Annotated in this window: 8 protein-coding genes and 3 tRNA genes; 10 read left to right on the forward strand and 1 reads right to left on the reverse strand. The window is 48.3% G+C overall.

Annotated features, from left to right (window positions below; all coding sequences use genetic code 11):
- Nucleotides 1-18 precede the first annotated feature (18 nt).
- Genes H6A12_RS06130 through H6A12_RS06140 form a run of 3 tightly spaced genes read left to right on the forward strand, consistent with a single transcriptional unit; the run spans nt 19 to nt 2354 of the window.
- Nucleotides 19-1227, forward strand: a complete 1209-nt coding sequence (locus H6A12_RS06130) for an FprA family A-type flavoprotein (RefSeq protein WP_204445915.1) — start codon at nt 19-21, stop codon at nt 1225-1227.
- Between the two features lie 27 nt (nt 1228-1254).
- Nucleotides 1255-2085: a PHP domain-containing protein gene (locus tag H6A12_RS06135; RefSeq protein WP_204445917.1), complete on the forward strand. Its 831-nt coding sequence runs from the start codon at nt 1255-1257 to the stop codon at nt 2083-2085.
- A gap of 17 nt (nt 2086-2102) precedes the next feature.
- On the forward strand, nt 2103-2354 hold the full coding sequence (locus H6A12_RS06140; protein ID WP_204445919.1) for a TIGR03905 family TSCPD domain-containing protein: 252 nt from the start codon (nt 2103-2105) through the stop codon (nt 2352-2354).
- Between the two features lie 117 nt (nt 2355-2471).
- Here the strand turns inward: H6A12_RS06140 and H6A12_RS06145 are convergent, their stop codons facing one another.
- Nucleotides 2472-3188: a GntR family transcriptional regulator gene (locus H6A12_RS06145; protein WP_204445921.1), complete on the reverse strand. Its 717-nt coding sequence runs from the start codon at nt 3186-3188 to the stop codon at nt 2472-2474.
- A 351-nt stretch (nt 3189-3539) separates the two neighbouring features.
- Here H6A12_RS06145 and H6A12_RS06150 point away from each other — a divergent pair, with 351 nt between their 5' ends.
- The 7 genes from H6A12_RS06150 to H6A12_RS06180 all read left to right on the forward strand — a co-directional run bounded on the left by H6A12_RS06150 (nt 3540) and on the right by H6A12_RS06180 (nt 12660).
- Complete coding sequence (locus tag H6A12_RS06150; protein ID WP_204445924.1) at nt 3540-4451, forward strand: phosphatase; 912 nt, start codon at nt 3540-3542, stop codon at nt 4449-4451.
- A gap of 18 nt (nt 4452-4469) precedes the next feature.
- On the forward strand, nt 4470-6608 hold the full coding sequence (ppk1, locus tag H6A12_RS06155) for a polyphosphate kinase 1 (protein WP_204445926.1): 2139 nt from the start codon (nt 4470-4472) through the stop codon (nt 6606-6608).
- A 390-nt stretch (nt 6609-6998) separates the two neighbouring features.
- Nucleotides 6999-8081, forward strand: a complete 1083-nt coding sequence (locus H6A12_RS06160) for a carbamoyl phosphate synthase small subunit (RefSeq protein ID WP_204445929.1) — start codon at nt 6999-7001, stop codon at nt 8079-8081.
- Between the two features lie 19 nt (nt 8082-8100).
- A complete protein-coding gene (carB, locus tag H6A12_RS06165) occupies nt 8101-12168 on the forward strand; it encodes a carbamoyl-phosphate synthase large subunit (RefSeq protein ID WP_204445932.1) in 4068 nt (1355 codons plus the stop codon).
- A gap of 257 nt (nt 12169-12425) precedes the next feature.
- Nucleotides 12426-12501: transfer RNA gene (locus H6A12_RS06170), tRNA-Val, on the forward strand.
- A gap of 3 nt (nt 12502-12504) precedes the next feature.
- Nucleotides 12505-12581: transfer RNA gene (locus H6A12_RS06175), tRNA-Asp, on the forward strand.
- A 3-nt stretch (nt 12582-12584) separates the two neighbouring features.
- Nucleotides 12585-12660: transfer RNA gene (locus H6A12_RS06180), tRNA-Phe, on the forward strand.
- Nucleotides 12661-12686 lie beyond the last annotated feature (26 nt).

The following is a 12686-nucleotide window of genomic DNA, read 5'->3' on the forward strand; positions in this document are numbered from 1 at the left end:
TGGTAAAGGAGAAAACATATGGCAGCTATTAAATTGGCAGAAGGCATTTACAGCGTTGGCGTGTTCAATCCGAACCTGCGCCTGTTTGACATCGTGATGCCGACTGAATACGGTACAAGCTATAACGCATATCTGGTAAAAGGCGAGAAAACCGCTCTGATTGAAACCGTACATCTGGACTTTTTCGATCAGTATCTTGCAAACATCAAAGAGGTCACTCCGCTTGAGGAGATCGACTATTTGATCATGAACCACAACGAGCCTGACCACTCCGGTTCGGTCGCAAAACTGATGGAATTGATTCCGAATTTAAAAGTTGTCGCTTCGCAGGCAGGCAGCTTGTATTTAAAGAACATCACAAATAACAAATCGCTCGCAGTGACCGTTGTAAAAGACGGCGAGTCGATTGATTTGGGCGGAAAGACGCTGTCGTTTATCAATGCGCCGTTTTTACATTGGCCGGACTCGATGTTTACATATGTGCCGGAGAATGAAGCACTGTTCTCCTGCGATTTCTTGGGTTCGCACTACTGCGAGACCACCATGCTTGACACATCGATTCTGCCGCGCTATAAAGCAGCGTATGACAGCGCGATGCTCGGCTATTACACCGCAATCTTCGGTCCGTTTAAACCGTATGTGTTAAAAGGCCTTGAGAAGTTAAAAGATCTTTCGCTGGCATTTGTCGCAACGAGCCACGGTCCGGTGCTTACAAAAGAAGGATTTTTGCCGGAAGTCATGGAGAAATACCGTGTTTGGAGCACATCGGCAGTCCGTGAAACCAAACAGATTCCGCTGTTTTACTGCAGTGCGTACGGCAATACCGCACAGCTTGCAGAGGCGATCGCTTCGGGTATCCGCGAAACACTGCCGGATGCAGAGGTCGCTTGCTATGATCTGACTGAGCAGAACATGGGTGAGATGGGCGCTTTGTTGAATGCGTCCGACGCATTCTTGGTCGGTTCGCCGACATTAAACCGCGACGCAGTTCCGCCGGTCTGGATGCTGCTTGCACATATCGACGCAATCAACATCGCAAAACGTCCGGCTGCACTGTTCGGCTCCTACGGCTGGAGCGGCGAGGCTTGCAAGAATCTGCGCGCACGTCTTGAGGGACTTAAAGTAAACGTCTATGCGGAGGACTTCCGTGTGACCTTTGTGCCGAGCGAGGAAGAGCTTGCAAATGCGAAAGCATTCGGCGCAGCATTTGCCGCAACACTGGCATAATTTTTAAAAAGAAAGGCGGGAGAACCCATGCATGGCGATCTGCACACACATACAATCCATTCGGACGGCGGGTGCACACCGCGCATGGTGTTTGCCCGTGCAAAAGCGGAAGGGCTTCAGGCTCTTGCGATCACCGATCACGACTATCTGCCTGACCCGGAGCGTGACCGCGCGTTTGCGGAGGAATTCGGGATCTGCTCGATTTGGGGCACGGAGATTTCCGCCTATGATTATGCGCGCGGCCGCCGCGTCCACATTCTTTGCTTTGAGCCGCGCGACCCCGAGCCGATCCGTGTGCTGTGCGAAGAAACGACACGGCTAAGACAGGAAGCGGGTCTTCAAATGGCAGAGCTGATTGCCGCGCGGTATCCGATTTCCGTTGCGGATGTGCAGCGGATGGCAGGGGTATCCGGCAGTATTTTTAAGCAGCACATCATGATGGCGCTGATGCAGGCAGGCTATTCGACCGAGATGTACGGCCCGCTTTGGAAAGAGCTGTTTGACGTGAACACCGGAAGCTGTGTGCGCACCTGCGTACAGCCGGATGTGCGCAAGACGATCGATCTTGTGCATGAAGCCGGCGGACTTGCGGTGATGGCGCACCCGTACACGTATCGAAGCCTTGATTTGCTCGGGGAACTGCTCAGCGAAAAGCGGCTTGACGGTATCGAGGTGTGGCAGAGCAAAACGACGCCCGAACAGGAACAGACGCTTGCCGCTTTGGCGGAGGACGCGGGCATCATGAAAACGGGCGGCTCCGACTTTCACGGACAGTACGGCGCGAAGGTCAGTCCGGTCGGAAAGGGACGCACCCCGCAGGAATCGATTGAATTGATTTTAGCGCATCGGAATCGATAAGAAGGAGAAATTTACATATGACGATTAACTATCGGACACGCGGCACCTGCTCGCGTGCAATCGATCTGACGATCGAGAACGGAATCATTACGCACGTTGCATTCACAGGTGGCTGCAACGGCAACTTAAAAGGCATCTCGCGTCTGGTCACCGGACGTGACGCCAAAGAAGTGGCAGAAACGTTAAAAGGCGTGGACTGCGGCGGCAAGGGAACCTCATGTCCCGATCAGCTTTCAAAAGCAATCGAGCAGGCACTCGCACAGGAATAATGTGAAAAAGAAAAACAACCGGAAGATGTGTCTTCCGGCTGTTTTGTTATTGCTTCATTTTTTCGCCGTATCCTGTCGGAACACGGGTTTAATACGATATACGGGAGATAATCATCCTTATCGTGTGATCTCCACGATGAATTTGCTCGTGTCAGCAGGGTAATACGACTCTGAATATTCAATGACACGGCCGTCCGCAATCCGTCCGATCGACGAGATGAAAAACAGCGGTGAGAAGTCTTTGACCATCAGCCGGCGCGAAATCTTCGGTACTGCTGTGCGGATTTCGATTTCACGCAGAACATGTGTGACAGCAAGACCGAATGACTCCAGTGTCTCATAAAGCGATGCCGATTGAAAATCAATCTCTAAAAGCTGCGGACACATTGCTTTCGGAATATAAACGGTGGTGAGAACAGCAGGGCGTTTCGCAGTATCATCGCCGGCAAAACGAAGACGGCAAAGCTTGATGACAGGAGCGCCTTCTTCCAAGTTCAGTTTGTGCGCGACCGGTTCAGAAGCGGAGATTTCTTCTAAGTTTACGACGATCGTCCGCGGATTCAGACCTTTTTTCTGAAGTTCTGCACGATAACTTGAAATAAACCGTGTGTATTCCTGCTCAAGCTTTGTGTGCTGTACAAAGCTGCCTTTTCCTTTGATACGGTTGATGGTACCGTTTAATGTGAGTTTGGAAAGTGCTTGGCGAACAGTCGGACGGCTGGTGTGGAACAATTCCGCCAATTCGGTCTCGCGTGGAATCTGATCTCCTTCTTTTAATGTTCCGTTTCGAATCATATCCATGACATATGCTTCAATTTCTTCGTATCGGTGCATAACCGTAACCTCTTTTCGCCAAGATTTGCGTACTGTTTTTAAATATTATAATACAATTATATTCAAAAATCAAATAAGAAAAAAGACTACTCCGTTTGGAGTAGTCTTTTTTTCTCAAAATCATTCTCTTCCCTCTTTTGTTATTTACAAAGAATCAAGGTGTTCATTCAAATAACCAAGTAGCAGTTTAGCACGGGAAATCAGAAAAGTCAATAGAATTAAGAAAGTTTCTTAACTGCTTTGCACATTTTTCCGCTTCATTATTAAATCTATGTAAAATTCATCTATTTTAGGTGCGTAAACGCACAAAATATGGTATAATGAGAAAAATGACTTTCGGAGGGATTTGTTTTGAATCACGCAGTTATTGATATTGGTTCGAACACAATGCGGCTTTCTGTATATGCTTGCCCGAAAAGCGGAAATGACATTCGCACATTGTTTTCAAAAAAGGAAATGGCCGGACTTGCAGGATATGTGACAGACGGTGCGTTAACAGAAGAGGGAATCAATCGCTGTGTTTTTGTGCTTAAAAAGTTTCAAGAATCGCTGACTGCAATCAAATTGGAAGGCATTCATGTGTTTGCAACTGCTTCACTGCGAAATGTTTCCAATACAGAAGCAGTGCTGCGTCAGATTGCACGGCGTACCGGTTATGCAGTACAAGTGCTGTCAGGTGAGGAAGAGGCTTTGCTTGATTTTGTGGGAGCAGTGCATTCGGTCGGCATGGACAGCGGACTGCTTGTCGATATTGGCGGCGGCAGTACCGAGCTTACCTCTTTTGAAAATCGTGTTGTGTCCAGTGCGCTGAGCTTGCCGTTTGGTTCACTCTCTCTTTATACGAAAAATGTGTCGAGCATTTTGCCGGATGCAGAGGAACAGGCCAATATTCGGCGCATGGTCCAAAAGGAACTGAAAAAAGTAAAAACCGAAAAGGAAATTTCGGAAATTTGCGGTGTAGGCGGAACCATTCGAGCAGCTTTTAAACTGCACGATCGCTGGTTTGGCGATCCGGAGGAGATGACTGCACAGTCACTCACTGAAATGACAAGCCGGTTAAAAAAACCGGGAAAAGATATCATCCGTACAATTTTGAAAACGGCTCCTGATCGAATTCATACGTTGATTCCGGGTCTGATTGCGCTTCAAACGATTGTGACTGAAACAAACGCAAAAACAATTTATCGTTCAAGCTATGGTGTACGTGAGGGATATTTATATCATCATGTATTAGGAGAACCGATCCAACGGAAAAACGGATGAGCATAAAGAGGTATCATTATGTCAACAAAACCATTTAATCTGGACACAAGCTACACCCAAAACCGCGAACTTTCGTGGCTTCGATTTAACGAGCGCGTACTTGCTGAAGCGGCGGATGCAACCGTTCCGCTGTTTGAGCGCTTGAAATTTGCCGCTATTTTTACAAGCAATCTCGATGAGTTTTTCATGATCCGTGTGGGCAGCCTGTTTGATCTTTCGCTTTTAAAACAGGTCCATATTGACAACAAAACCGGCATGACACCGGAAGAGCAGCTTCGTGCCATTTATGATGCAGTGGCACCGCTTTATAAACGGCGGGACAAGGTAATGGAAGAAATTGAAGAGCAGCTGCGTCTTCATGACATTACACGCGTACAGCCGCGCGATTTGATTGAATCGGAACAGCGGTATATTGAAAATTATTATCGAAATACCATTCGCCCGGTGCTTTCGCCGCAGATTATCGACCCAAGTCATCCGTTTCCGCATTTGATCAATAAAGCGCGCTATATAGCGGTACGTTTCCGTGTGAAGGGAAAAGAAAAAGAGCAATTTGGGTTGATTCCTGTGCCGGATGCACTGCCGCGTGTGATTTTTTTGCCGGGTGCATCTGTGCGCTATATCCTGCTTGAGCAGGTTCTGCTTTCCTATGCAGAGGATGTTTTTTCGATTTATGCGGTTTCGGACAAAGCAGTTATTTGTGTGACAAGAAATGCGGACATCAATCCGGATGACGAGAACTTTGAAGTGGATGACGATTATCGCCACCACATGAAACGTGTGATCAAAAAACGTGCGCGTCTTGCTTGTGTACGGCTCGAGCTGTTTGGCGGAGAAGGTTCGGCGGAACTGCGTGAGTTTTTCATGCATCAGTTGTCGCTGAAAAAAGAGCAGGTGTTTAAAAGCAAAACACCGCTTGATCTTTCCTATGTATACGGCCTTTCCGAGCGCATGACACCGGCGGCAAGAAAGTCGATGACATATCGTCCATTCAAGCCGATGCCGTCTGCGATGGTTAATCCGAATGAGAGCATTACTCGTCAGGTGATGAAACGGGATCTGTTTCTTTCGTATCCATATGAAAAAATGGAGCCGTTTTTGAAACTGGTGGAGGAAGCGGCAGTTGATCCGGCAGTTGTTTCTATTAAAATTACGATTTATCGATTGGCGTCGTCATCCCGGCTGGTAGAAGCGCTCACGAAGGCGTCGGAAAACGGAAAAGATGTAGTGGCGCTTATGGAGCTGCGTGCACGGTTTGACGAGCAGAATAATATCAACTGGTCTGAAACGCTTGAAGATGCAGGCTGCCAAGTGATCTACGGCATGGAGGATTATAAGGTACACTCGAAAATCTGTCTGATTACCCGTCAGGAAAAGGGCAAAGTGCAGTATTTAACCCAAATCGGTACCGGCAACTATAACGAAAAGACAGCAAAGCTCTACACGGACTTTTGCCTGATGACATCCGATCCGGCGATTGGTCAGGATGCCAGCGAGTTCTTTAAAAATATGGCACTTTCCAATTTGAACGGAACGTATCGTGAATTGATGGTCGCACCGAATGCAATGCAGTCGCGGATTATTGAGAAAATTGATGAAATGACACATCTGGCACAATCGGGTCAGGGTGCGCACATTATCATCAAGACAAACTCGGTGACAGACCGTGTATTGATTGACCGGCTGCAGACAGCTTCCGATGCGGGTGTTAAAATCGAGTTGATTGTGCGCGGTATTTGCTGTATTTTGCCGCAGATTCCGGAGAAAACTGAAAACATCACGGTGACAAGCGTTGTCGGACGTTTTCTGGAACATTCACGCGTGTATTGCTTTATGGCAAACGGGGAAAGTGAAGTATACATTTCCTCCGCAGATTTTATGACGCGCAACATGACACGCCGTGTTGAGATTGCCTGCCCGGTGAAGTCCACGCAGATTAAACAGCGATTGATTGACTTTTTGATGACGATGCTGCATGATAATGTAAAAGCACGCCGCTTGATGCGTGATGGTACGTATCTTCAGGTGTCAAACGGTGAAGCGCCGCTTTCGTGTCAGGATGCATTTATGCAGGAAGCCGAATCAAACGCAAAACTGATTGAATCTTCCAAAAATGGATTTTTAAGCAAGCTGTTTTCGCGGTTTAAAAAGGCATGATTCGTTCTCAAATGACAGGATGCACTTTCATGACAGAAAAATGTTTGATTTTCACATAAAAATCGTGAAAATGCCAGTGAGAAAAATAGTGAAAAATTGTGTGTCACGCTGTATAATAGATAAAAGGGCTTAAACGGTTGTTTAATCTCAGAGGTTCGTGTGTGAATACACTCATAACGTCGATATCCGTCATACGGAACAAATCGGCAAACGCCAACCGAAGCGGAGCGTTTTTTCGGAGAGAAATCTCCCGACAGCTGCATGGAATCGTTTTGATGCAGTGTGCCGATTGAAAAAAGCCGCTTCGGTTATTTTGGAGTCCGGCAAAAAAATTTTGCCCGGAAATCATTTCATTCGTTTTATTTTTACCAAAATACAGGAGGAAACAGCATGGAGAAATCTATCTATTTGATTCTGGAAAACGGTACTGTGTTTTGTGGGAAGTCGTTCGGCGCTTCTCATGATGTAACAGGCGAAGTCGTTTTCACCACTTCCATGACCGGATATGTAGAAACATTGACCGATCCGAGCTATTACGGCCAGATCGTTATTCAGACATTTCCGATGATCGGCAATTATGGTGTGATGGCATCGGACTTTGAGGGCGATGTACCGAAACTGAGCGCTTATATTGTGAGAGAATGGTGTCATGATCCTTCCAATTTCCGTTGTGAAGGAGATCTTGACGCCTTTTTAAAAGCCTCGAATGTTGTGGGAATGTACGGAATTGATACGCGTGCGCTGACAAAAATTATCCGTGACTGCGGTGCGATGAATGCGCGGATCACCACCACACTTCCTGAGGATCTGACTCAGATCAACCGTGAAATCCATGAATACCGTGTCAAAGACGCTGTGAAATCCGTCACCTGCAAAGAGGTGCGCGTTTATAAAGCAGAGCAGGAAAAATATAACGTTGTGCTCTGGGATTTTGGTGCAAAAAGAAACATTATCAGAAGCTTGCAGGAAAAAGGCTGCACGGTGACATGTGTGCCGGCGTCTACAACGGCAGAGGAGATCATGGCTTATCATCCGGACGGCATTATGCTTTCGAACGGCCCGGGCGATCCGGCGGAGAATACAACGATCATCGCAGAACTTAAAAAGCTGTGCGAATACCGTGTGCCGACATTCGGCATCTGCTTGGGTCACCAGCTGTTGGCGCTTTCGCAGGGTGCGAAGACAACGAAGCTGCAGTACGGTCACCGCGGCGCAAATCAGCCGGCACGCGATATGGAAACCGGAAAGGTTTATATCACCAGCCAGAACCACGGATATGCAGTAGAAACCTCTACCATTCCGGAGTTTGCAAAAGCTTGCTTTATCAATGCAAACGATCATACAAACGAAGGAATTACCTATTTGAATATGCCGGTATTCTCCGTACAGTTCCATCCGGAAGCATGCGGCGGTCCGCGTGACACCATGTTCCTGTTTGACCGGTTTATTGCAATGATCGATCAGAATCGCTGAGAAAGGGAGGATTTTTTGTATGCCGCTGAATAAAGATATCAAAAAAGTATTGGTTATCGGCTCCGGCCCGATTGTCATCGGTCAGGCTGTTGAGTTTGACTATGCGGGCACACAGGCCTGCCGCGCGCTCAAAGAAGAGGGTCTTGAGGTTGTTTTGATCAACTCGAACCCGGCAACCATTATGACAGACGGTGCAATGGCAGATGAAATTTACATCGAGCCGCTGACCATCGATACTGTTAAAAGAATCATTGAAAAAGAAAAACCGGACAGCCTGCTTTCCACACTGGGTGGACAGACCGGCCTTACACTTTCGATGCAGCTTGCAAAAGAGGGTTTTTTGGACGCACACAACGTTCGTCTGCTTGGTGCGAAACCGGAAACAATCGATAAAGCTGAGGACCGCTTGATCTTTAAAGAGACGATGGAGGAAATCGGTGAACCGGTCATTCCGTCTGTGATTGCAAACGATGTGGAAACCGCACTTGAGTTTGCGTCGCGCGTTGGTTATCCGCTCATCGTTCGTCCGGCATTTACACTGGGCGGCTCAGGCGGCGGTATTGCCAACAACGAGGAAGAACTGCGTGAAACTGCTTCCGTTGGTCTGCGTCTTTCCCCGATCACACAGGTGCTTGTCGAGCGTTGTGTCTCGGGATGGAAAGAGATTGAGTTTGAGGTAATGCGCGATGCTGTCGGCAACGTCATCACTGTGTGTTCGATGGAAAACTTCGATCCGGTCGGCGTTCATACCGGCGACAGTATCGTTGTTGCACCGGCAGTCACACTGTCGGATAAAGAGTATCAGATGCTTCGTTCCGCTGCGCTTAACATCATTACCGCAATGGGCATTGAAGGCGGCTGTAACTGTCAGTTTGCACTGAATCCGAACAGCTTTGAATACGCAGTCATCGAGGTGAACCCGCGTGTATCGCGTTCGTCGGCACTCGCTTCGAAAGCAACCGGTTACCCGATCGCAAAAGTGGCGTCGAAAATTGCAGTAGGCTTTACACTCGACGAGATCGAAAACGCTGTCACCGGAAAAACATGCGCTTGTTTTGAGCCGACACTCGACTACTTTGTCGTTAAACTGCCGAAATGGCCGTTTGATAAATTCGTCTATGCAAAACGTACGCTTGGCACACAGATGAAAGCGACCGGCGAGGTGATGGCAATCGGCCAGAACTTCGAAGAGGGCATCATGAAAGCTGTACGCGGTGCAGAGCTTTCTCTCGATACATTGAACCTGCCGAAATTGGCAGAGTGCACCGATGAAGAAATTGACGGCAAACTGTATAATTGCGATGACGAGCGTTTGTTTGTTGTGTTTGAGGCACTCAAACGGAATATTTCCTGCGAGCGCATTCATGAGGTCACCAAAATCGACCTGTGGTTCTTGCATAAACTTGAAAATCTCGTAAAACTCGAGCGCCGTCTTGCATCTGAGCAGCTTACCGAGGAACTTTACCGTATCGCGAAACGCAGCGGCTATTTGGACAGCACCATCCGCCGCTTGAGCGGACAGGAACCGCCGATCAAACTGCACGCTTCTTATAAAATGGTTGACACCTGCGGTGCAGAGTTTGACGCACAGACACCGTATTTCTACGCAACCTTTGATGATGAGGATGAGGCAGGTGCGTTCATCCGTGCGAAAAATTCCGATCGCAAAACCGTTATCGTATTCGGTTCCGGCCCGATCCGTATCGGTCAGGGCATCGAGTTCGACTATGCGTCGGTTCACTGTGTGTGGGCGCTCAAAAAAGCAGGTTTTGACGTTGTCATCATCAACAATAACCCGGAGACTGTTTCCACCGACTTCAACACAGCAGATCGTCTGTACTTTGAGCCGCTGACACCGGAAGATGTGATGCACGTCATCAATGTGGAAAAACCGTATGGCGCAGTTGTGGCGTTCGGCGGTCAGACTGCAATCAAACTGACAAAGCATCTGGAAAAAGAAGGTGTACGCATTCTCGGCACATCGGGCGATTCGATCGACTTGGCAGAGGATCGCGAGCGGTTTGATGCACTGCTTGAAGAGCTCAACATCAAACGTCCGCGCGGCTGTTCTGTTATGACAACCGAGGAAGCGCTGGAAGCAGCGGAAAGACTCGGTTATCCGGTATTGATGCGTCCTTCGTATGTGTTGGGCGGTCAGAACATGATCATCGCGTTCAGCGAAGCGGACATCAGAGAATATATGAAAATTATTCTGTCGCACAACATCGAAAACCCGGTGCTCATCGACAAATATATGATGGGTATTGAGCTCGAAGTTGACGCAATCTGCGACGGAAAAGACGTCTTGATTCCGGGCGTTATGGAGCACATCGAGCGTGCAGGCGTCCACTCGGGTGACTCGATCGCCGTATATCCGGCATGGAACCTCACAAGTGCGCAGCAGAACCGTCTGCTTGAATACACCAAAATGCTGTCGCTTGCACTGAATACAAAAGGTCTTGTCAATATTCAGTACGTCATGCACGAGGGTGAAATCTACGTCATTGAGGTGAACCCGCGTTCGTCCCGTACGATCCCGTATATCAGTAAAGTAACCGGCGTACCGATGGTCGATCTGGCTGTTCGTGCAATGCTCGGTGAGTCGCTTGACAGCATGGGTTATGGTACAGGCCTGTATCCGGTTCCGCCGTATATCTGCGTCAAAGTACCGGTATTCTCGTTTGAGAAGCTGGCTGATGTTGACGTACAGCTTGGTCCGGAAATGAAATCGACCGGTGAGGTTTTGGGTATTGGCCGTTCGCTTGACGAAGCACTGTATAAAGGCCTTGTTGCAGCAGGCTATAAGATGCAGTGTGAGGGCGGCGTTCTCGTCACTGTAAAAGATTCCGATAAAGGTGAGATTGCCGATGTAGCACGCCGTTATGCGGATCTTGGCTTTGCACTGTATGCAACCGAGGGCACTGCATCCGTGCTGCGTGAAGCAGGCCTGATCGTCAATGCGGTGAAGAAAATCCACGAATCTTCGGAAAATACGAAAACGCTTCTGGAAAGCGGTCGTATCAGCTATATCATCTCGACTTCCGCAAAAGGCCGTCTGCCGGCAAGAGACAGTGTAAAACTGCGCCGCAGAGCTGTGGAACTGGGTGTTCCGTGTCTGACTTCGCTCGATACCGCAAGCGCACTTGCAGAGAGCCTCAAGAGTGGATTCACCGAAAACAACACAGAGCTTGTGGATATCAACCACATGAACACACCGCGCGGTATTTCGGAAAAATCGGTAAAACAGATTTCGTTTACAAAAATGCAGGGATGCGGAAACGACTATATCTATATCAACTGCATGGATGAGGAAATCGACAATCCGGAAAAACTTACACTGACACTCGCAGATCGTCATTATGGCGTTGGCGGTGACGGTGTCATCCTCATCTGCCGTTCGGATGTTGCAGCTGCAAAAATGCGTATTTTCAATACCGATGGCAGTGAGGGCAAAATGTGCGGCAACGGTATTCGCTGCGTAGGCAAATACCTGTATGACAACCGCATTGTCAATTCTGACCGCATTGCAGTCGAGACATTAAGCGGTGTCAAAGACCTTTCGCTCAATGTTGTGGATGGAAAAGTTGACAGCGTTTGCGTCAATATGGGCAAGGCAGAGCTGGAGCCGGATCGCGTACCGGTGATGCTGTCCGGAAAAGCGATTATTAACGAACCTGTGATGATCGGCGGAACACGCCAGTATATCACATGTGTATCGATGGGCAACCCGCACTGTGTTGTGTTCTGTGATGACGTTGACAGCCTGGATCTTGCAGGAATCGGTCGTACTTTTGAAAAGAACACATTGTTCCCGCAGGGCGTGAACACAGAGTTTGTTCAGGTGATTGACAAGAAAACAATCAAAATGCGCGTTTGGGAGCGCGGAAGCGGCGAAACACTTGCTTGCGGTACAGGTGCTTGTGCATCGGCTGTTGCAGCAGTACTCAATGGCTTCTGCGAGAAAAACGCAGACATTACTGTGAAACTGTCCGGCGGCGAACTGGTCATCCGCTACAGCGATGATGCAGTCTTCATGACCGGTGAGGCAAAAACTGTATTTACCGGCGAAGTGGAAGTTTCGTTATAAAAGATCTTTGATCGAACAAATAGAATCAGCAGAAAATGCAGAAATGTGTTTTCTGCTGATTTTTTTATTTGATAAAAAACGAGTCGAAGAGGGCAAAATCCATTAGAAAAGCATGCGTCAAAGCCCGATATGACGGGCTTTCTCGAAAAAAATAAAAAAAGTCAAAAAAAATGCAAAAAAGGGGTTGACTTTTCGATTCCTATGCGGTATAATAACAAACGTCGCTGAGAGATACAGCAACAAACCAGCAATCAAGTGGGAGCATAGCTCAGCTGGGAGAGCATCTGCCTTACAAGCAGAGGGTCACAGGTTCGAGCCCTGTTGTTCCCACCACTTGGCCCGCTAGCTCAGTTGGTTAGAGCGCTAGCCTGTCACGCTAGAGGTCGTCGGTTCGAGCCCGATGCGGGTCGCCATTTGCCTCTGTAGCTCAGTCGGTAGAGCAGAGGACTGAAAATCCTCGTGTCGTTGGTTCGATTCCGACCGGAGGCACCATTTAGTGGTCTGTCACAAGGTGACAG

The organism is Merdimmobilis hominis (assembly GCF_016901855.1).
In the GTDB taxonomy this organism is placed as follows: domain Bacteria; phylum Bacillota; class Clostridia; order Oscillospirales; family Ruminococcaceae; genus Paludihabitans.

Bases quoted from the DNA above. Each gene is read 5' to 3' on its own strand.
- H6A12_RS06130 (WP_204445915.1), top strand. From the start codon at position 19: ATGGCAGCTATTAAATTGGCAGAAGGCATTTACAGCGTTGGCGTGTTC.
- H6A12_RS06160 (WP_204445929.1), top strand. From the start codon at position 6,999: ATGGAGAAATCTATCTATTTGATTCTGGAAAACGGTACTGTGTTTTGT.
- H6A12_RS06140 (WP_204445919.1), top strand. From the start codon at position 2,103: ATGACGATTAACTATCGGACACGCGGCACCTGCTCGCGTGCAATCGAT.
- ppk1 (WP_204445926.1), top strand. From the start codon at position 4,470: ATGTCAACAAAACCATTTAATCTGGACACAAGCTACACCCAAAACCGC.
- carB (WP_204445932.1), top strand. From the start codon at position 8,101: ATGCCGCTGAATAAAGATATCAAAAAAGTATTGGTTATCGGCTCCGGC.
- H6A12_RS06135 (WP_204445917.1), top strand. From the start codon at position 1,255: ATGCATGGCGATCTGCACACACATACAATCCATTCGGACGGCGGGTGC.
- H6A12_RS06145 (WP_204445921.1), bottom strand. From the start codon at position 3,188: ATGCACCGATACGAAGAAATTGAAGCATATGTCATGGATATGATTCGA.